General features: G+C 72.8%; 16 protein-coding genes and 3 pseudogenes. 7 read left to right on the forward strand and 12 right to left on the reverse strand.

Features of this window, described 5'->3' with window-relative positions; translation table 11 throughout:
* Positions 1-215 precede the first annotated feature (215 nt).
* The 4 genes and pseudogenes from OG207_RS40210 to OG207_RS40225 all read right to left on the reverse strand — a co-directional run.
* A complete protein-coding gene (locus tag OG207_RS40210; RefSeq protein WP_329106110.1) occupies positions 216-1109 on the reverse strand; it encodes a sigma-70 family RNA polymerase sigma factor in 894 nt (297 codons plus the stop codon).
* Positions 1110-1489: 380 nt separating this feature from the next.
* Positions 1490-2278, reverse strand: a complete 789-nt coding sequence (locus tag OG207_RS40215) for a polysaccharide deacetylase family protein (protein ID WP_329106112.1) — start codon at positions 2276-2278, stop codon at positions 1490-1492.
* 119 nt (positions 2279-2397) lie between these two features.
* Positions 2398-2940: an FABP family protein gene (locus OG207_RS40220; protein ID WP_329106114.1), complete on the reverse strand. Its 543-nt coding sequence runs from the start codon at positions 2938-2940 to the stop codon at positions 2398-2400.
* A 54-nt stretch (positions 2941-2994) separates the two neighbouring features.
* A pseudogene (locus OG207_RS40225) lies at positions 2995-3147 on the reverse strand (transposase); the annotation flags it as partial.
* A 208-nt stretch (positions 3148-3355) separates the two neighbouring features.
* Here OG207_RS40225 and OG207_RS40230 point away from each other — a divergent pair.
* Positions 3356-3811 (forward strand): hypothetical protein, encoded by a 456-nt coding sequence (locus OG207_RS40230; protein ID WP_329106116.1) that lies wholly within the window; start codon positions 3356-3358, stop codon positions 3809-3811.
* Positions 3812-3864: 53 nt separating this feature from the next.
* On the opposite strand, the pseudogene OG207_RS40235 reads toward OG207_RS40230, so the two are convergent.
* The 3 genes and pseudogenes from OG207_RS40235 to OG207_RS40250 form a co-directional block, all read right to left on the reverse strand.
* A pseudogene (locus tag OG207_RS40235) lies at positions 3865-4002 on the reverse strand (IS5/IS1182 family transposase); the annotation flags it as partial.
* A 133-nt stretch (positions 4003-4135) separates the two neighbouring features.
* Positions 4136-4471, reverse strand: a complete 336-nt coding sequence (locus OG207_RS40245; RefSeq protein WP_329106120.1) for a lysine transporter LysE — start codon at positions 4469-4471, stop codon at positions 4136-4138.
* 92 nt (positions 4472-4563) lie between these two features.
* On the reverse strand, positions 4564-5457 hold the full coding sequence (locus tag OG207_RS40250; RefSeq protein WP_329106122.1) for a LysR family transcriptional regulator: 894 nt from the start codon (positions 5455-5457) through the stop codon (positions 4564-4566).
* 244 nt (positions 5458-5701) lie between these two features.
* On the opposite strand from OG207_RS40250, the gene OG207_RS40255 reads away from it, so the two are divergent.
* The 3 genes and pseudogenes from OG207_RS40255 to OG207_RS40265 all read left to right on the forward strand — a co-directional run bounded on the left by OG207_RS40255 (position 5702) and on the right by OG207_RS40265 (position 8400).
* On the forward strand, positions 5702-6343 hold the full coding sequence (locus tag OG207_RS40255; RefSeq protein WP_329106124.1) for a hemerythrin domain-containing protein: 642 nt from the start codon (positions 5702-5704) through the stop codon (positions 6341-6343).
* A gap of 110 nt (positions 6344-6453) precedes the next feature.
* A pseudogene (locus OG207_RS40260) lies at positions 6454-7644 on the forward strand (glycosyltransferase); the annotation flags it as partial.
* A gap of 18 nt (positions 7645-7662) precedes the next feature.
* A complete protein-coding gene (locus OG207_RS40265; RefSeq protein WP_329108228.1) occupies positions 7663-8400 on the forward strand; it encodes an SAM-dependent methyltransferase in 738 nt (245 codons plus the stop codon).
* 164 nt (positions 8401-8564) lie between these two features.
* On the opposite strand, the gene fusA is transcribed toward OG207_RS40265, so the two are convergent.
* Positions 8565-10640, reverse strand: a complete 2076-nt coding sequence (gene fusA / locus OG207_RS40270) for an elongation factor G (RefSeq protein WP_329106126.1) — start codon at positions 10638-10640, stop codon at positions 8565-8567.
* A gap of 517 nt (positions 10641-11157) precedes the next feature.
* Between fusA and OG207_RS40275 the strand changes: the two genes are divergently transcribed.
* Positions 11158-12042: a thermonuclease family protein gene (locus tag OG207_RS40275; RefSeq protein ID WP_329106128.1), complete on the forward strand. Its 885-nt coding sequence runs from the start codon at positions 11158-11160 to the stop codon at positions 12040-12042.
* Between the two features lie 39 nt (positions 12043-12081).
* Here the strand turns inward: OG207_RS40275 and OG207_RS40280 are convergent, their stop codons facing one another.
* Both OG207_RS40280 and OG207_RS40285 read right to left on the reverse strand, forming a co-directional pair.
* Positions 12082-13458 (reverse strand): sensor histidine kinase, encoded by a 1377-nt coding sequence (locus tag OG207_RS40280; RefSeq protein ID WP_402694274.1) that lies wholly within the window; start codon positions 13456-13458, stop codon positions 12082-12084.
* Between the two features lie 106 nt (positions 13459-13564).
* Complete coding sequence (locus tag OG207_RS40285; RefSeq protein ID WP_266600929.1) at positions 13565-14242, reverse strand: response regulator transcription factor; 678 nt, start codon at positions 14240-14242, stop codon at positions 13565-13567.
* A 135-nt stretch (positions 14243-14377) separates the two neighbouring features.
* On the opposite strand from OG207_RS40285, the gene OG207_RS40290 reads away from it, so the two are divergent.
* Positions 14378-15028 (forward strand): hypothetical protein, encoded by a 651-nt coding sequence (locus tag OG207_RS40290; RefSeq protein WP_329106132.1) that lies wholly within the window; start codon positions 14378-14380, stop codon positions 15026-15028.
* Between the two features lie 23 nt (positions 15029-15051).
* Here the strand turns inward: OG207_RS40290 and OG207_RS40295 are convergent, their stop codons facing one another.
* Both OG207_RS40295 and OG207_RS40300 read right to left on the reverse strand, forming a co-directional pair.
* On the reverse strand, positions 15052-16272 hold the full coding sequence (locus OG207_RS40295; RefSeq protein ID WP_329106133.1) for an FAD-dependent monooxygenase: 1221 nt from the start codon (positions 16270-16272) through the stop codon (positions 15052-15054).
* A 43-nt stretch (positions 16273-16315) separates the two neighbouring features.
* On the reverse strand, positions 16316-18220 hold the full coding sequence (locus OG207_RS40300; protein ID WP_329106135.1) for a hypothetical protein: 1905 nt from the start codon (positions 18218-18220) through the stop codon (positions 16316-16318).
* 631 nt (positions 18221-18851) lie between these two features.
* Between OG207_RS40300 and OG207_RS40305 the strand changes: the two genes are divergently transcribed.
* On the forward strand, positions 18852-19427 hold the full coding sequence (locus tag OG207_RS40305; RefSeq protein WP_329106137.1) for an RNA polymerase sigma factor: 576 nt from the start codon (positions 18852-18854) through the stop codon (positions 19425-19427).
* Positions 19428-20272 lie beyond the last annotated feature (845 nt).

Consider the following 20272-nt stretch of genomic DNA (forward strand, 5'->3'; position numbering starts at 1 on the left):
TCGAGCAGGCCCTGGAGGTCCCCGGTTTCCGGGGAGCACCGGAACGACGCCGGGGCCGCCCGGGTCCGACTCGGGGGAACCACCTCCGCGGCGCACCCGCCCGCGTCGATCCGGGTCGCGGTGTCGCCCACCAGGCGTACGTCCTCGGCCAGGACCTCGCGGTGGGCGCCGATCACGACCGGTCGGCCCGGCTCCGCAGGGTGCCTGGTGGCGGGTCAGCCGTCGAGGACGCTCAGGTCGATGCGGGCCAGGCGCTCGGGGTCGGTGAGGATGTCGAGCGCGATGATCCGGCCGTCCCGGATGGTGAACGCCATGACCGACAGCGGCCGGCCCTCCGCCGTCGCGACGACCCCGGGGACCCCGTTGACCAGTACGGCGCGGGCGGCCTCGGCGAACCGCGCGAAGGTGATCGCCTGGGAGGCGACCTCGGCCGCGCCGCGCCGGAGCAGCGAGGGACGCAGCGCGCCGCCGTCGGAGCGGGCCACCACATCGGGGTCGAGGACCGCGACCAGGGCGTCGAAGTCCCCGCCGCGCGAGGCCGTGAGGAAGGCGTCGACGATGGCGCGCAGCCGGCCTCGGTCGGGGTCCGGAGCGGGCGTCGCGCCCCGGACGCGGCGGCGGGCCCGGCTCGCGAGCTGCCGGGTCGTGGCGGCGGACCGACCGAGCACGGGGGCGATCTCGTCGAAGGGCACGGCGAACAGGTCGTGCAGGACGAACGCCAGCCGCTCGGCGGGGGCGAGGGTGTCCAGTACGACCATCAGGGCGAGGCCGACCGAGTCGGCCAGGAGGATCTCCTGCTCGGGGGCGATCCCGTCCGCGCGGCTGACGATCGGGTCGGGAAGGCGGACCTGCCCGTCCTGCTCGGGCAGCGGATCCTCGCGCCGCGTGCCGCGCGAGCGCAGCATGTCCAGACACACCCGGCCGACGACGGTGGTCAGCCAGCCGCCCAGGTTCTCCACCGCGGTGACGTCGGAGTGGTTCAGCTTGAACCAGGCCTCCTGCACGGCGTCCTCCGCCTCGCTGAGCGAGCCCAGCATCCGGTAGGCCACCGCCCTCAGGTGGGAGCGGTGCTCCTCGAAGCGCTGCGCCAGAACTTCCTTCTCGCTCACCGTCACATCCCCGTGTTCCGATCCGTCAGTGCCGAGTCGGACGATAGTCGACCGGCGGCAACTGGCTTGGACCGCAAGGGAATCGAGGGGGCGGAGCTGCTCTTCCACCGCGGCGGCCGCGCCTACCGCTCGGCCCGGGCCGTCCAGGAATCATGACGGCCATGTCCAGCAGCCGGTCCCGCGTGGAGCCCCCGGACTTCCGCACGACGCTCTGTCCGCGGTACAGCAGGGCGTGGTGGTCGGCGAACTTGTTCTGGTCCAGGGCGGCGCGCAGGGCGTTCGCCGCGAACTTCTCGCACCGACGGGTCAGGGATGGCGGTACACGACCCCTGACCCCCGCTCCGCACCTCCCGCGAACGGTACGAGGGTGACGGCGACCGTCACCGCAGCCCCGCCTCGGCTTCGAGGAACCGGCGCAGGTCGATGACCTCGTAGTCCGCGGCCAGGGCGGCGTCGACGATCAGGGGAAGGGCCTCGGCGTCGAGGACGACGCCCGAGCCGTTGCTGCCGACGTGCATCTGGATGATCGCCCCGGGCGCGAAGGCGTCGACGGCCCGTTCGACGGCCTTGTCCACGCTCATGCCTCCCTGCGGGCCCAGGTAGCCGTTCGTGTCGGTGCTGAACTCGATCGCCGCGTAGCCCAGGTCGTTGACGTCGGCGATGGACTCCGGGGTCGTGGAGCTGTAGGGGAACCGGAAGAACGGCAGGGGCTCGGTCCCGGACGCCGCCCGGATGGCCGCGTCGGCTTCGCGGACCTCGTTCGCCCGTTCGGCGGTGCTGAGGTCGTCGAAGGAGGGGTGGCTGTGCGAGTGGTTGCCGAGGCCGTGACCCGCATCGGCGATGGAGCGCACCGCCGCGGGGTGGGTCTCGGCGAACTCCCCGGTCGGGAAGAAGGTGGCGGGCAGCTTTCGCCGGCGCAGTTCGGCCAGCACCGTGTCGATCCCGTCGACGTCCCAGGCGGCGTTGAAGGTCAGGGCCAGTGCCTTGTGGGAGGTGGGTAGCCGGCGGATCTCCTCACCCAGCAGCGCGGCCGGCGGGCGGGGACCGACGGTGGCCCGGGCGGTGCGCCCCGGCGCGGCCGAGGCGGGCGAGGAGGGCACGAACCCGGTGAACCCGGCGAACCCCGCGCACAGCAGGCCCGTCAGGGCGGAGCGTCGTACCACATCCACCACGGTCACTCCCCACGGTCACGGCCTTCGGCTCCGGCCTGCCACCGACTATGCGACGGCGCGGTCCGCAGCACCCGCAGCCCGTGCCGGGCACCCGGGTGATCTCTCGCAGACGCCGCCTACGACGGGCGCCGCCGCAGGTGCGTCGTGAGGTGGTGCTGTAGGGGTTGTCCCACGGCAGCCATGTCGTGGACGACCGTCATCGCGTCGCTCTCGACCGTGTAGTGCCGCCGTGTGCCGGTGACCTCCTTGGCCAGCGGGGTCAGCGCCACGTCCTTGGTCTCGATCTCGATCTCCGTACCGGACACCCGCCCGACGTAGGTCTCCACCACACCCGTCGGATGGGCGAGCACGACCTCCAGCGCGGCGTCGGGAGTCACCCGCCACCACCCGGCCTCACGACTCGCGGGCCGCACCGGCGCTCCGGACCCGTCGATCAGCCACGCGCGTGCTTCGTAGCGCAGGAAGGGGCGGCCGTCGTGGCTGAAGACGATCTCCTGCTCGTAGCGGAAGTCCTGCTCGAGGGTCGGGTACTCGCCCTGCCCCCGGCCGTGCCAGCGTCCCAGCAGGGGCAGTGCGGGCCGCAGCAGCGGGTGCGGCTCGGGGCCCTCGCCGAGGACGTGGCTGTCAGGGTAGGGATTTTCCTGCACCGACTCGAACATGTTCACCTTGTCTGTCTGCGAGTACCGCTGATTCCCGCAGCTTAAGAGGTCATCTCATTTGGCGAGTCTGCGGGAGCAGATTAAGGTGCGGGCGATGCTGGTGAAGGCGAGGAAGTGTTCGGCTTTGCGTTCGTAGCGGCGGTGGAGTCGGCGACAGCCGGCGAGCCAGGCCATGGTGCATTCGATGGTCCAGCGATGGCGACCCACTCCTGGCGGCTCCGAGAGCCGCACCGACAAATGGAGAGATCAGTCGTTGAGCATCGAAATCAAGCCGGGGTGGACGCTGCGCGGTGCGGCGCGGTGCAACGTGGTTGACATGCGACGCACGGTCGATCGCCGAGGTGTCTCGGGTGTGAGGGTTCTGGCTATTGCGGTCGCCGTCACGTCGCTGTCGGTGCTGTCTGTGGGGTGTGGGGTGGACACCCCGCAACTCAACTACACGCCGGTGCGGATGGATCCCGACCCGGCGCGCACGAAGACGAGAGAGGTCTCCAGCCGCCTGCTGGAGATGGCCGGGGTCAAGGGCAGGGTCACGGAGTCCGACATGAGCGCCACGGCATGCGACACGTACGCCGACGACCGTTTCGCCATGCACCACTCCTGGTCGCTGTACGGCCTGACCGGCGACCAGGTCGACACCGGCATGGAGACCCTGCGGCACGCGCTTGACGAGAATGGCTGGAAGATCATCAGGCACAGCAAGACCAACAGCGTGGACCAGCACCCCGAGATCTACGCCGTGAACGAGACGGAGCACTTTTCGGTGCAGGCCACCGCCCTCCAGGGCGGGGGGAAGGAGCCCGTGCTCGCCTTCATCGTCCACTCCGCCTGCTACCGCGCGGCCTCCCCCTACGCCGCGAACCACGCGTGACGGTTCCTCGATGCGCAGCTGAACGGCCCGGCGGTCCGGCCTAAGAGGTCATCTCATTTGGCGAGTCGGCGGTAGCAGATGAGGGTGCAGGCGATGCTGGTGAAGGCGAGGAAGTGCTCGGCCTTGCGTTCGTAGCGGCGGTGGAGTCGGCGACAGCCGGCGAGCCAGGCCATGGTTCGTTCTATGGTCCAGGTGCAGCTTGGCCCAGACCCGTGCCTTCGTCCACTCGGCGAAACGCCGGTGGGCTGTCGCCCCCGACGGCTCGCACGACGCCTTCGGCAACTGCTGCCATGTGCAGCCCGACCTGCTCGGAGTCGAGCGCGCTCAGAAGCAGTTGCAGTCCGTGGCGTAGAACAGCAGGAACACGGCCGTCCCTGCGGTCAGGGCGAAGCCGGCCGCGGTCAGGGCGGCGAGACCCCGACGACGCCCCTTCGCGGGGGTGCGGAAGGTCTGCCAGGCGCCGTGGGCGAGGAAGAGACCGAACAGTCCGGCCCCCGCGATGGTCAGGCGGGGGCTGAAGGACCAGCTCAGGTAGGCGATCAGAACGAGAAGGGCGAGCAGGGCGCAAGCGAGCAGGCTGAGGATCGCCTCGCCGAGGGTTTCGCCAACCGCCTCGATCAGGAACTCGCCGGCGCCTTTCACTGCTCTGCGGACCCCCATGACGCTCCTCCACCCCCGACGACGGCGCCCCGCGCGGGACCCCTCCTATCGAGGACCCGCGCGGGGCCCGAATGGTTGCCGAGCACGACTCGTCAGAAGCGGAACACGCCGAGGTCCCGCACCGTGTCGGCCAGGGCGCGGATGAGGTCGTTCTCGGCTTCGGTCCGCCAGACCAGGGCGAACTGCATGGTCGCCATGTCGGGGAGGGGAAGCCATCGGATGTTCGACATGCCCCAGTGCCTGGTGACATGGCCGGGGAAGGTGTGGATGATCTCGCCCATGCCGACGTGGCTGATCAGCTCATCGGCGTTGTCCGAGGTCGCGGACGTGATGCGTTCGATCCTGCGGCCCCGTGGGGTGTGGAAGGGCAGGTAGCTGTCCTCCCAGTAGTCCGGCAGGCCGTGGGCCGTGCCGTGCGGGAAGTCGGCGAGCAGCTCCAGCGGCACCGAGTCCCGTTCCGCGAGCCGGTGGTCGGAGGCCACGGCGAGGATCCGGGAGTCGGTGCACAGGGTCGGCCCGACGGTGAAGTCCGGTTCCTCCACCGGCAGCCAGAGGACCATGACGTCCGTGGCACCGCTGCGGAGCTGACCGAACACATCGGTGAAGGTCGCCTGGCGGATCTGGAGCCCCCAGTGCGGGTACCGCGCGCGGAAGGCCTTCCAATAGGGGTGCAGATCGGCGACGTTGAAGGGCATCAGGCTGACGCGGAGCTGTGCGGTGATGCCGCGGGCCGCCAGTTGGGCGCGTTCCAGGGATGCGTGCAGACCTGCGTAGACCGGTTGCAGATCGTCGCGGAACTGGCGGCCGACCTCCGTCAGGCGCACGGTGCGGCTGGTACGGGCGAACAGCTCGGCGCCGATGCGCCGTTCCTGCTTCTTGATGGCCTGGCTGACGCGCGCCTGGGAGACGTGCAGCCGCTGTGCCGTCCGGCCGAAGTGCAGCTCCTCGGCCAGCACCAGGAAGATCTCGATGTCCCGCAGCTCCACCGGCCCACGGCCCTTCGTCGATAACCTGGCGGTTATCGAACCGCGCACAACCGTTCCTTGATCATACGTGCGAACCGCAAGATCTTTGAGGCATGCAGTCACGCGTGCAAGAACCCCCGTTCGTACGGTCGGACGCGGTGGGCCGTCGCCCCGCCAGCGCCTGCGTCCCGTCGTCGGCGCGTCTCGCCTTCAGTCATGTCGACGCAGTGGCCGGTGAGCACACCGGAACGCTGTCGGACCGCCCATGAGCGACGCCATCGACCTGACCGTGATGTACGCGGTGCACGATGCCCTGCGCCGGGAACTGGCCCATCTGGACCGGCTCACCACCGTCGCGGACCAGGACCCGCGGCAGGTCCTGGCCACCACTGCTGGGTGGACGCTGTTCAAGAAGGCCCTCCGCGCCCACCACACGGCCGAGGACGACGCACTGTGGCCGTCGCTGCGGCGGAACCTGGCCGGCCGGCCGAGGGACCTGGCGCTGCTGGAGGCGATGGAGGCCGAACACGCCGCCATCGGCACGGTGATCCGGGCCATCGACCGCGCGCTGACCGACCCCGGTGCCGGCTCGCTGTGGTTGGGGCAGCTTGCCGACGCGCTGACCCGCGGCCTGACGGGCCACCTCCAGCACGAGGAGGAAGCGGTGCTCCCGCTGATCCAACGGGCGCTGACGGCCGAGCAGTGGGGCCACTTCGGCCGGGTCCAGGCCCAGTACGTCGGTCAGGACGCACCGCTGCTGCTGCCGTGGCTGCTGGACGGTGCCGACGAACGGACGGCGGAAGGGCTCCTCGCCCGGCTGCCCGCACCCGCGTACGCCGCCTGCACCGCACGGTGGATCCCGGCGTACGCCGCTCTCGACCGTTGGAGTCGGAGCCCTACCGCCTGACGGCACTGCGGAGACCCGGAAGACCCAGAAGACCGGGAAGACCCGTAAGACCCGCATCCCGCCGCACCATCGCCGGCCGAGGCCGGCACCACCGGAATGAGAGACACGACATGCGCGTGCTGTTGATGGCGTACGGATCGCGCGGCGACATCGCGCCGCTGGCGGGACTGGCCGCCCAGCTGCGGAGACTCGGCGCGGCGGTACGCGTGTGCGCACCGCCGGACGAGGAGTTCGCGAAGCTGCTGGCCGGTGTCGGCGCGGAACTGGTGCCCTTCGGGCGGGACGTGCGCGCGCTGCGGACGGGAGCGCCGCCGTCGGACGCGGCCGCGTTCGCGGCCGAGCTGGTCGCCGCGCACTTCGACACGGTCGGCAAGGCGGCCGAGGGCTGCGACGTGCTGCTGGCGAGCGGCCTGATGCCGGCCGGCGCCCGCTCGGTGGCCGAGAAACTGGGCATCCGCTACGTGTACGCGGGCTTCCACCCCTTCGAGATGCCCTCCCCGCACTACCCGCCGCCGCCCCGGCCCGGCCCGCCGGCACCGCCCGAGATGACCGACAACCAGGCCCTGTGGGACCTGGACACCCAGAAGGTCAACGCCCTCTACCGGCAGGCCCTCAACGCCCACCGCGCGGCGATCGGCCTTGCACCGGTGGACGACGTGCGCGCCCACGTCTTCACCGAACGGCCCTGGCTGGCGGTGGACCCGGTCCTGGGCCCGTGGAAGGAACTACCGGACCTCGACGTCGTGCAGACGGGAGCGTGGATCCTGCACGACGAACGCCCCCTGCCCGCAGATCTGGAGGCGTTCCTGGACGCCGGCACCGCACCGGTGTACGTCGGCTTCGGCAGCATGCCCCTGAGCGCTGCCACCGAGATCGCCCGGACGGCCGTCGAGGCGGTCCGCGCGCAGGGCCGCCGGGTGCTCGTCTCCCGCGGCTGGGCGGACTTGGGCCTGGTGGACGACTCGGACGACTGCTTCGCCGTCGGCGACGTCAACCACCAGGCCCTGTTCCGCCGGGTCGCGGTCGTCGTACACCACGGTGGTGCGGGCACCACGACCACCGCCGCCCGAGCCGGTGCACCCCAGGTGGTGGTGGCCCAGTTCGTGGACCAGCCGTACTGGGCCGAGCGCGTGGCCGAGTTGGGCATCGGCGTGGCGCACGACGGCCCGACCCCGACCTTCACGTCCCTGTCGGCCGCACTCGCGACGGCCCTGACCCCCCGGACGGAGGCACGGGCGAAGGCCGTCGCCGACACGATCCGCACCGACGGGACCGCGGTGGCCGCGAAACTGCTCCTGGACGAGGGCCACGCCGCGCCGATGAGCCGCGAACGGATCTCCGCGATCGCCCATGCCGACCACCCGATCAAGTCTCCGCTCGCCGACGACTCGGTCGCCCGGCTGCTCGAACGCGGCCTGCCGCGGGGCGACGAGCGCGTGCTCGACCTCGGATGCGGCACGGCGGAGTGGCTCCTGCGCGCCCTGGAGACGCGCCTGCAGCTGCACGCCGAGGGAGTCGACGTCTCCGGAGTCGCCCTCGCGCAAGCCCGCCGGTCAGCGAGCGAACGAGGAGTCGACGAACGCCTGGTCCTGCACCAGCAGGAGGCCGCGGGCTTCGTCTCTCCCCAGCCGTTCGACCTGGTGATCAGCGTCGGCGCCGCGCACGCATTCGGTGGTCTCCTCCCCACCCTCGCGGCGGCCCGCAAGCACCTGGCTCCCGGCGGCCGCGTTCTGATCGGCGAGTCGTTCTGGGACCGCACCCCTTCAGCGGAGGCCGTCGAGATGTTCGGTGACCTCGCCGATCTGGCGACCACGGTGGACCTCGTCGTCGCCGACGGATGGACCCCCGTCCACGGCCACGTCAGCACGCGCAGCGAGCTGGACGCCTACGAATGGGCCTGCTGGGGCTCGCTGGCCGCATGGGCCCTGGAGCACCCTGACGATCCGGCCGCCGCACAGGCGTTGGAGACGGCCACCGCCGCGCGTACGGAGTGGCTGCACGGCTACCGGGACAGCTTCGGCTTCCTCTGCCTGGTGCTGCGTCGCACGTCGACTTGATCGAGCCGCTGCCCTCGCCACGCTGCCGGCCCCGTCCGCCCGGGCGTGACCGGGACCGGGTGACCGGTCGGGCGGACCCTCGATGCGGTTCGCCCGGATGGCCGTCCCGCCCCCGATGAACGGGGGTGGGGCGGGGCGGCCATCCGGGCGGTCACCCGGCGGTCTCAGCGGACCGACAGGGTCCCCGCGACCGACGCCGGTACCGGAGCGAGACCGGCCGGCCGGGTGGTGAAGGTGCCCCGGCCCTGCGTCCGGCCGCGCAGCCGGGACGCGTAGCCGAACAGCTCGGCCAGCGGCACGGCCGCCGTGATCACCGCGGTCCCGGCCTCGGCCGTGGAACCGCAGACCCGGCCGCGGCGGGCCGCGAGATCACCCAGCACACCCCCAACGCCGTCCTCCGGAACCGTCACCGTGACCTCGACGAGCGGTTCCAGGAGCTCCATCGTGCTCAGGCGCAGGGCCTCGCGCAGCCCGAACCGGCCCGCCGCGCGGAACGCCATCTCCGAAGAGTCCTTGGAGTGGGTCGCCCCGTCGGTGAGCGTGACCCGCAGCCCCGTCACCGGGAACCCGCCGAGCGGGCCCTCGGCGAGCGCGTCCCGGCAGCCGGCCTCCACGGCGCGCGCGTACTCCTGCGGTACGCGTCCGCCGACGACCGTCGACCGGAACTCGAAGCACGGCTCTTCCAACGGCTCCACGTCGAGGACGACGTGCGCGAACTGGCCCGCGCCACCGTCCTGTTTGACGTGCCGGTGGACGAGGCCGTCGACCCCGCGCACGACGGTCTCCCGGTAGGAGACCTGAGGCCGGCCGACCACGACCTCCACCCCGTGACCGCTGCGGATCTTCTCCACGGCGACCTCCAGGTGCAGCTCGCCCATGCCCGACAGCACGGTCTGGCCGCTCTCCGCGTCCGTCCGCACCACCAGCGACGGGTCCTCCTCGGCGAGCCGCGCCAGCGCCGCCGACAGCCGGCCCGTGTCGATGCTCCGCCGGGCCTCGACCGCGACCGACACCACCGGTTCGGCCACCGAAGGCGGTTCGAGGACCAGCGGGGCGCCCGGCGCGCACAGGGTCGTGCCCGCCCGGGCGGCCTTCAGCCCGATCACCGCGACGATGTCACCGGCCACCGCCTCCTCCCGTTCCTCGTGCCGGTCGGCCTGGACCCGCAGGATCCGGCCGACCCGCTCCGTACGGCCCGTGGCCGCGTCCAGTACCGTCGCGCCCTTGCGCAGGGTGCCCGCGTAGACCCGCAGGTACGTGAGCCGCCCGGTCGCCGTGGCCGTCACCTTGAAGGCGAGGGCCGTGAACGGCTCCGCCGGGTCGGGGGCGCGCTCCTGCTCCACACCGTCCGCCACCAGCCCCCGTACCGCGGGCATGTCGGCGGGCGACGGCAGGTACGCGAGGACGGCGTCCAGCAGCGGCTCGACCCCGCGGTTGCGGTACGCCGATCCGCACAGCACCACGACACCGTCGCCGCGCAGCGTCAGCTCCCGCAGGGCGCGCACCAGGGTCCGCTCCGTGAGGGCCGAGGCCGAGCAGAACTCCTCCAGGGCGTCGGCGTGCAGCTCCGCCACCGTCTCCTCCAGGAGCCGACGGCGCCGGGCCGCCTCCTCCCGCAGCGGCTCGGGCACGGGGCCCTCCTGGTAGCCGTCCGAGCCGGTCCGCCAGTTCAGCGAGCGCATCGCCAGGAGGTCGACGACGCCGGAGAACGAGCCCTCCGCTCCGATGGGCAGCTGTACCACCAGCGGAACGACGCCCAGGCGCTCGCGGATCGACGCGACCGCCGTGTCGAGGTCGGCGCCCGCCCGGTCCAGCTTGTTGACGAACGCGATCCGCGGCACACCGTGCCGGTCGGCCTGCCGCCACACCGTTTCGCTCTGCGGTTCGACGCCGGCGACCGCGTCGAACACCGCGACCGCCCCGTCCAGCACCCGCAGGGAACGCTCGACCTCGTCGGAGAAGTCGACGTGGCCCGGGGTGTCGATCAGGTTGACGCGGTGACCGTCCCAGGCGCAGCTCACGGCCGCGGCGAAGATGGTGATGCCGCGATCGCGTTCCTGGGGGTCGTGGTCGGTGACGGTGGTGCCGTGATGGACCTCGCCCCGCTTGTGGATGACACCGGTCGCGAAGAGGATCCGTTCGGTGATGGTGGTCTTGCCGGCGTCGACGTGGGCGAGGATGCCCAGGTTGCGGACGGCGGTGGGGGAAGAGGTGGTGCGGGGCTGCCTGTTGGCGCGCATGGCCCGAGGCCTTTCGTACGTGCGGAGGAAGAGGGCGGCGCGATTCCCGGAAACCGGCCCCCCGATCCTTCCGGGCAGCCGCAGCGCACGGCGGCGTCGCCGTCCCGTCCGGAAGGAGTCCGGGCAGGAGGACGTACGGGCTCGCGGGCTGGCGGGCGTACGGAGGGCGGGAGGGGCGGAACCCTAGAAGTGGGTCACGGGCATACGGTGACGGCCGCGCAGCCGGCACCGCGCGCTGCGAGACACCGGGATCACGTCGTACCGGGTCGGGGGAGCGAAGGCGGCGGTGCGGTACGTGCACATGGCGCGGCTCCCCTTCTCTTCACTCGGCATTAGGTGTGCGGTGCCCTGTCGGCAGCGCACACGGCGAGTCTAGTGATCGCGTCCTGCCGGGGCACCGGGTTTTCCGGCGCTTGCGCGGGACACGAGCGGCGATGTCGGACGGGACATGTACTGTGAGTGACGTACTGCTACTGAAAGTGATCGTTCGGTTGCGTCCGTGGGAGTCGTCGTGTCCATGTTGCTGATCAGAGGGTCGTTCCGGGTGAACGGCGGAGCCAAGCCGGACGGGGACACCATCCCCTTCATCCCGGACGACGTGGCGGACTGGAAACTCGTGCCGGGGTGCACCGGGGTCCTGCCCAAGGCGGACGGCCGAGCCTCCGTACGGCTGGAGGGCATCGACGCGCTGGAGACCCACTACACCAACGGCAGTTACGGGCCGGAGCGGCGCCAGCCGCTCAAGTTCGCGCGCGCGGCCGCCGATGCCCTTTTGACCTGGCTCCACTTCACCAGCGTCCAGTGGCACGACGACGGGACGGTCACCACCACCCCCGACCGAGTGCCCGGCTACATCCTCACCAGCGGCACGGACATGTTCGGCCGCTGCGTCGCCCTGGTCGGCCGCGGCACCCCGCCCGCGTACAGCGGCTATCGGATCGACGTCGACAAGAAGAAGCTGGAGCGGACCGCCAACCACCACCTGCTCTCGCTCGGCCTGGTCTACCCGACCTTCTACGAGGGCCTGCCCGTGGACCTGCGGGACGCCCTCAAGGCCGTCGCCCTGGAGGCGAAGGAGCACACGCCGCCGAAGGGCCTGTGGGCGAAGGACGTGACCGTCGAGGGGGCGGAGATCGACGGCATCGAATCGATCACGAACGACGACACGGGCGTGGTGATCCTCCCCAAACTGTTCCGCAGGCTGAAGGACTACTTCGACTTCGACCCCGAGAACTGCTCGCTGGCCTGTTTCCCCGCCTTCCTGGCCGCGGGCGAGGACAAGTTCCGCATCCTGCCCGGCGACGAGGTCCTCACCGGGTTCCACCAGCTGGTCGAGATCACGGACGATCAGATCCTGCGGATGACCCACCCCAGCGAGGACCTCCTCTTCGTGAACGGGTGAGCGCGGCCCACCCCGGCCGCCCCCGTCGCCCCGGCCCCGTCAGGTCCGGGGCGTCGTCGGCAGGCGCAGTACCAGCCGCGCGCCCCCGGCCCCGCCCGCACCGCCCTCGGCCGTGAGCGTCCCGCCGTGGTGGGTGCCCAGGTCGCGGGCGATGGCGAGCCCCAGTCCGGCTCCGCCGTGGTCGCGGCTGCGCGAGTCGTCGAGACGCGTGAAACGCTCGAAGATCCGCTCCCGGTCGGCCGCGGGGATACCGGGGCCGTCGTCGACGACCTCCAGCACGGCCGTGCCCGGACTCGCCTCCTTCGTGGTGCGCAGGGTGACGTCCACGCGCACGTCCGCGTAGCGCTGCGCGTTGTCGACGAGGTTGGTGACGATGCGGCCGAGCCATAGCGCGCCGGCGGTGACCTCGACATCGGGTTCCAGTCGCAGCCGAACGGGGACCCGGTCGCCGAGCCGGCCCTCCACCACCTCGCGCACCAGGGCGGTCAGGTCCAGCGGGGCGTCGGCCACCGGCTGGGCCGCGTCGATCCGGGCGAGCAACAGCAGGTCGGCCGTGAGGCGCTGGAGCCGTTCGATGTCCTCCAGGGCCCCGGAGATCAGCTCGGGCCACAGTTCCGGGTCCCGGACGGCCAGCGCCACTTCCAGCTGGGTGCGCAGGACGGTGATGGGGCTGCGCAGTTCGTGGGAGGCGTCGGCGATGAACTGCCGCTGGCGGATCCCGGAGGCCTCCAGCCGGTCCAGGGTGGCGTTCATGGTCTCGGCCAGCCGGGCGACCTCGTCGTGGGTGGCGGGCACCGGCACCCGGCGGTGCAGGCCCCGGTCGGAGATCTCGGCGACTTCGGCCCGGATCTCCTCCACCGGCCGCAGCGCATGGCCGGTGACCCGCCAGGTCACCAGGGCTACGGTGGCCAGCAGCAGGGGCATGCCGATGACGAGGGCGGCGGTGGTCGTGTCGTCGGCCGCGTCCGCGTCCCGCAGGGAGGCGCCGGCGTAGACGGTGGCCATGCCGTCCGGGGTTTCCGTGACGACCTGGACGACCCGCTGCCGGTACTCACCGTCCAGCGGGCGGACCCGCCACGTGTGGAACCGGGTTCCCGGAGCGCCGGGGCCGGGCGGCGGGAAGGCGGGCACCCCGGCCAGGTTCGGGCTGGCGAACAGGACGCGTCCGTCGGCGCCCACCACCTGGACGAAGTCGATGCCGCGGGCCGGCGGCCGGACGCGGCCCAGCTTCCCGGCGGCAGCGAGCTGCGCCACGGTCTCGGCCTGGCGCCGGGCGTCGCTCTCCGCGTTGCGGAGCAGGTTCGCCTCCAGCAGCCCGAGCAGGGCGAACGAGGCGAGCGCCAGGGCCGCGGCCACCACCACGCTCGCGCCCACGGTGGCCCGTGCCCGTACCGTGGTCGGCCACAGCCGGCGCAACACCGGCCACCGGCGCAGCACCGCGCCGGGGACCGCGCACAGGGCGGTGCACAGGGCGGCGCGCACGCGCCCGCGCCGGCCGGGACGTTCGACCTCGACCCCGACCTCAGCCACCGTCGGCCGCCAAACGGTAGCCCGCTCCGCGCACGGTCTCCACCGCGGCGCGGCCGAACGGCGCGTCGATCTTGCGGCGGACGGCGCTGACGTGAACCTCGACCACATTGGGATCGCCGTCGAAGGCGCTGTCCCACACCTGTTCCAGGATGTCCCGCTTGGGCACCACCTCGCCCGAGCGCCGGGCCAAGTACTCCAAGACCGCGAACTCCCGCGCCGTCAGCCGTATCTCCGTGCCGCCGCGGGAACAGGAGTGCCGGGCGGGGTCGAGCAGCAGGTCGCCGAACCGCATCACCTGGGGCCGCCGACGACCCGTACGCCGGCCGAGCGCCCGGAGCCGGGCGACCAGGACGAGGTAGGAGAACGGCTTGGACAAGAAGTCGTCGGCGCCCGTGTCGAGCGCTTCCGCCTCGTCGTACTCGCCGTCCTTCGCCGTCAGCATCAAGATCCCCGACTCGTTGCCGGCCGCGCGCAGCCTCGCGCACACCCGGTACCCGTTCAGCCCGGGCAGCATGATGTCCAGCACGATGAGGTCGTAGTCGTGCTCCGTGGCCATCCACAGGCCCTGGGTCCCGTCGTGGGCCACGTCCACCGAGAACCCCTCCGACTGAAGCCCTCGCTGCAGGGCCACGGCGAGCCGCCGTTCGTCCTCCACCACCAGTACGCGCATGCCGGACAGGATCTCAGTACCTCCCCGCCGCCACCTGAAGAGGTCTTCAGGTGGCTTCAGCGGGGCTTCAGGTTCCGCTCAGCATGCTCTGGAACGAGCCGCGCACCGCGCCCGGTTGTCCTGAGGAGTGCCTGTATGTCTGATTCCGTCCCGCCGTCCGAGCCGGCTGAGCCGGCCGAGACCGCCGCCGTGAAGGCTCCGGCGACCGCCCCGGTGACCGCTCCCGAGGCGGAGGCCCGCAAGTCCGCGGCCCTGGGCCGCGTCGTCCCCCGTGGCAAGCGCGCCCGCTGGGTGGCGGCGGGCGCGGTCGCGGTGGTGGTCGTCGGCGGAGCGGTGGTGGCCGCGGCCGGGCACCACGACCACCACATGCGCGTCGAGCGGGGCCCGCACACGGCGTGGGCCGGACCGGGACCCGAGGGCGGCCTCCGGGGCGGCCCGCACGCCGCAGAACCGCGGCACGAGCGGGAGCAGGGCGAGCCCGGCCGCCCCGCGGGCCCCAAAGCACCCGGTGAGCAGGGCCGACCCGGAGGCGCCGACGGACGCGCGGGCTCCACCAGGAACGCCCCGGCGCCCGCGCCGATCCCCTCCCTGGCCATCGGCGAGGCGGCCGAGAAGGCCGCCGCGGCCGTGCCGGGCGGGAAGGTCGCCGGCCTGCGCGCGGTCGCCCAGGAGGGCGGCGGCAGCGCCTGGCTGGCCGTGGTCATCGGTTCCGACGGCGTCCGGCACGCGGTCACCGTGTCCGGCACGGACGGCACGATCACCAGCAACACCACCAAGGACCACTAACGACCGCGGGGGACCACCACGGCCTACGGTGTCATGGCCCGGCCCCCGATCCCGGGGGCCCCGCCGAGCTGGCCCCGCCACCAGGCCGCCATCTCCCCGCCGTCCATGCCCGCCCAGGCCGGGGTCCGCTCGACCTGGGCGCGGCCCAGCCGGCGGGCCAGCGCGACCAGCTCCCGTCCGGCCGCGCCGCGGGTCTCCTCGTATCCGCGCAGCAGCTCCTCGAAGGACCCGCAGAGGCGCCAGCCGTCGGCGAGGGCGGTGGCGTCCTGGAGCGCCTTGGCGGCGCCGCTCGTGTTGTGCGGGCGCACGACGCTCGCCGCGTCCCCCGCGAGCAGCAGCCGACCGGCGGCGGTGCGCGTGGTCTCCATGTCGTAGATCGGCTGGACGAAGGTGTCCGCCGGGTCGGTCAGCGCCAGCGCCCGCGCCCAGTACGGCGGGAACTCGCGAGCGAGCAACGCCGCGAGGTGTCCCGCCAGTTCGGGGGTGAGGCCGCCCGGCGGGAAACTCGTCGGATCGCCCTGGCGCAGCTGCCCGTCCTGCGGCGGAGAGGCGTACAGCACCCAGTTCACCCGCGGTCCCTCCGGCCCGGGAATCCGATAGATGACGCACGAACCGCCGGGGAAGCAGACCGTGGTCCCCGCCTCCGGCACCGACTCCGCCACGCTGCCGAGCCCCGCGAGCAGCGCCGCGTCGAAGTTTCCGCGCCAGCACACGTAACCGGCGTACTGCGGCCGGGCATCCGGGCAGAGCGCCGTGCGCACCACCGACCGGTACCCGTCGGCACCGACCACCAGGTCGTACCGCTCGACGGACCCGCCCGCGAGCCGCACCCGGGCGCCCGCGTCCCCGGTCTCCTCGACCCCCGTCACCGCCTCCCCCTGCCGGTAGACCACCGACTTCGGCACGGACTCCCGAAGTCCGTGCCAGAGCAGGCCCCAGTGATAGGAGTGGAACGGGAACGGCTGCTCCCAGATCACCCGCCCGCCCGGCCCGTGGGCGTCGTCCCGGACCACCCAGCGGCGCCGCTCCAGAGGGTGCGCGGCGATCCCCCCGGGCAGCGCGCCGCTCGCGCCGAGCTCGGCGGCCCGCTCGTCGTGGATGCACAGGCCGACGCCCCGGTCCTGCAGCCGCCCGCTCGTGCGCTCCAGCACCACCACCTCATCGGCGCCCGCCCGCGCCGCCGCCGTCGCGACGGCGCACCCCGCGATGCTCCCGCCGACCACCGCGATCGTTCCACCGCGCATAGCCGCTTCCTCCTCCTGTCGATGGACAGCACTCGAGTGACCCTCACAGGGCCGGTCGTCGCACGGAAGACCGCGTCGCCGGGGGAGCGGGCCGCACCGCACCCTGGAGGGCCAGTGCGGTGAGCACGACCAGCGAGTCCGTCCAGCCCAAGGGCGCCACGGCGGACGGCAGCCCGGCCCCGTTCACCGTTTCGGGCAGCTCGCCCAGCCCGTTGCGCTTCGACAGCACCCAGTCGAGCACCGCTCCCGCCTTCGCCGGCTCACCGGTACCGGCCCAGGCGAGGGCGAAGAAGGAGGTGCTGGCCGTCCACGCGTACGAACCCCAGCTGAAGGAGGGGTCGTTGCCGGGCGAGACCCCGCCGTTCGGCAGCAGCAGCGCCCGGTAGGTGGAGTCCAGCGCCTCGCCGAGACCGGCCGGGGCGGCGTTGAACGGGGGTGCCATGAACGCCACCGCGCTGTCCCGGCCGTGCTCGCCGTCGACCGTCCGCTGGTACCCCAGCGGGGCGAAGGAGGTGGCGATCGCGGTCGACAGCCGCCGGGCCGCCTCCGCCCAGCGCTCCGCGTCCGCGCCCATGTCCAGCTGCGCGGCCAGGTCGGCCGCGGAGTTGAGCCCGGCCAGCAGGGGAGCGGCGGTACCGATGTTGGCCGTCGTCGTGTCCAGCTCCCAGTAGTCCGGAGAGGCCGGAGGCAGCCCGTCCGGCCCGAGGCAACGGGCGGCGTAGTCGGCCGCCTTGCGCACCATCGGGTAGAGCGCGCGCAGCCGTTCCTCCCGCCCGGCGGGCGGCGCCGCCCGGTACCACTGCCACGTGGCCCAGGGCACCCAGCCATTGGCATCCAACTGCCACTTCCGCGCATCCGGCGGACCGCTGCCGTCCAGTACGGTACGGGCCTCCCAGGTCCCGTCGGCCCGCTGGGTGAGCGCGTCGTAGCCCAGGATCCGGTAGGCCTCCTCGTCGTGCCCGGTGGCGGCGAAGGCCACCGCCGCGAACGCCCCGTCGCGCGGCCAGGAGTACTCCCAGGGCGGCGCCCACGCCGCCGCGAACGCGCCGCCCGGCCTCAGCAGCGCCCGCATCGACAACAGGGCGCGCTGCGACGCGGCCCGCTGCGCGTCGGTGGTCCCCGGCACCTCGCCCGCCGCCAGCCACGCGCGGCTCTCCTCGACCTGGGCCAGGGCGCCCGGGTCGTCCGCCTCGACCACCGTCGACGCCGGGGCCCCGTCGGGGAGGTACCGCCACCGGCCCGAGGGCAGGCGCAGCACGTTGCTCCCGTCGACGTAGGAGGCACCCACGGCGAAGGCGGGCAGGACGGCCTCGGTGGCGACCCGGTTGGTCAGCAGGCCCGACGTGCGGGCGGCGAGCGCCGAGGCGGGGACGTAGCAGGGCTCGCTCTCCCCGCAGCGCTCGCTGCCGGTGGGATTGACGTGGAAGGCGAGCCGGGAACCGTAGGCGTGCCAGCCGCCCCAGTACGCCCTGTCGTAGTTCCAGCTGGTCAGCGAGCCGGGCACCGACCGCGTGGTGCCGTACCAGGCGATCGGCCCGCTCTCCGCGGTGCTCGCCTGGAGGAACAGGTGGTAGGTGGTGCCCGCGGTGACGGCGGCGCTCAGCGGGAACTCGACCCAACCGGCGCCGGCGCCACCGAGCGCCGCGAGGTCCAGGGTCGACGAGGCGATCACCGACCCCGCGTCCTCGCGGACCCGGCGGACCTGCGCGGTCACGGTGCCCGTCGCCGCCCCGCTGCCCAGCCAGACGCTCACCCGGGAGAGCCGGGTGCCGTCCACCGTGAACTCCTGGGCCGCAGCGTTGTTCGTGGCCTTCACGCTGAACAGCGCGCTCTCGTGGCCGACCTGGCCGTCGTAGGGCGCGGCGGCCGCGGCGTGCGGGAGCGCGGCGGGCACCCCGGTGAGTGCCAGGCAGAGCACGGCGGGCAGCAAGGTCCTCGCGAACGCCATCTGTACAGCCCCTTCCTACTCGACGGGCGCGCGGGCCGCAGGGGCCGGGGCACCGAAGGCTGGACCCACCATGCAGGTACGGGCCACCGGGGAGGAGGGAGTCGGGACGTGTCCCACCGGATGGGGCCGCAGCGACATCCGATCGTGTGACAGGAACAGCGGAAGGGGCCCCGGTCGGGCGCGCTTCGGTGACGGAGGCGCTCGGCAGGCACGCCGGGGCGCGCGTGAGCGGACCGGGGCGCGCGAAGGAGCGGATGCGCTCGTTTCAGAAGATTTCCAGGGCCCGGCTTGCACGATCGGGCTCGCTTTCCGATGGGGTGGTGAATGGGAGCGCATGGTGCTCCACGGCTGCCGGTCGGGGGGCAGGCATGCCGGTTGCTCGTGATCCACTTGAAAGGTTCCGCGCCGACGTGAATGTTGCCGAGACGACCGCCCTCGCTCTGTTAGCCACCAGTGACCGTTATCGCGCCATCGATGTGTTCAGGGCGCCCATGCGCCTGCCGGGCGCGGGGGTACGGACGGGAACCGGCGGACCATCCGCCGGCCACCGCCGTGCCGCCCCCCGCACCCGCCACCATGAGGTCCCCGCCGTCCCGGCGTGCGGCGACGAACAGCTGCTGTGGGGGAGCGTATGAGCGAAGGCGATTTCGATCCATCGGGGGACCAGGCGGTCTCCAGCGAACTGGCCGGCGTGCTGCCGGTGGACTTCACCGCGTTCCACTCCCAACAGCACCGTGCCTATCTGCGCTATGCCCACCTGCAGTTGGGAAACCCCAAGGACGCCGAGGAAGTCGTCGACGACGTGTTCACCTTCCTGCTGAAGGTGTGGCGGCAGGCCCTGAAGGAGGCGAGCCTCCACGGCTTCGCGTGGGCGGTGCTGCGCGAGCACGTCGAACGGCGGCTGGCGGCCCTGGGCCGACAGGTCGCGATGGTGGAGACGGCGTGGTTCGCAGCGCTGCGCCGCTCCTCCAGAGAACGGCTGGAACTGCTGGAGTCGAAACTCGGGCTGTACGCGGCGATCGCGGGCCTGTCCGAGCGGCAGTACGACGTGGTGCTGCTGGCCTTCCTGATGGGCAACGACTCCGAAACGGTCGCCCGGATGATGGGGATCACCCCCGCGACGGTCCGGTCGCACATCCGCGGCGCACGCCGAACCCTGTCCCGCAAGCTCGGGGTGGAATGGATCCCCGGAGAGGAGAAGGACTAGTGAGCGACATGCCCCGCCACCGCGACATGCCGCTGTGCGAACTGGACGCGGCCCTAGCGGACGCGACGGTACTCGCGGAGGAGTACGCCGGATACGACGAGGGCGCCGCCCGCCGTCGGATCGCCCGCCGGATCGTCGCCGACCGCGCCCGCTCGGCGATCGGCACCACCGGCCCCCCCGCCACCGCGACCCCGCCGCCACGGGGACCGGCCGCATCCGCACCCGCATGCGCCTCCGCGTTCGCCACAGCAGCCGATGACCTCATCCTGGACGCCGCCTGTCACGTGCGCGCCGCCCGGGGTCTGGACGACCTCACCTGGTGCCTCGTGGAGAGCCGGCCCTTCGCCGAACTCGCCCTCGACGCCGATTCCTGGCCGCACGGCGTGGACTCGGCCCTGTTGTTCGGCTGCCTGCTCCACCTGGCCGACCGGACGGAGGACGCGCAGTTCTGGTTCCAGTACGCGGCCGGGGCGGGCTCGCAGACCGCCGCCCACTGCCTCTACCTCCTGCACCTCGCCCGGGCCGAGGTCGCGACCGCCCGCCACTGGAAGGGCCAGGCCCAGATCCTGCCCCCGGAAGAGCACCTGCCGCCCCTGCCACCGCTCCCGGAACGCCTCGAAGGGGCCCTCGGGGCCTCGGTCATCTGGACCACCCCGCCCATCACCACCCAGGACCTCACCGCCCTCACCACCGGACCCGGACGGGCCGGCCGGTCCCCGTGCAGGCTCCCCGCACGACTGCGCCATGCGGTCACCGCCCGCCCCCGCAAGGAGCACCCCGATCTGGGGGAGGTCGTCACCCCCGGCCCGCAGGTGGCGGTCGCCGTTGCGCACAACGCCCGGCTC

The organism is Streptomyces sp. NBC_01439 (assembly GCF_036227605.1).
Classification (GTDB): domain Bacteria; phylum Actinomycetota; class Actinomycetes; order Streptomycetales; family Streptomycetaceae; genus Streptomyces.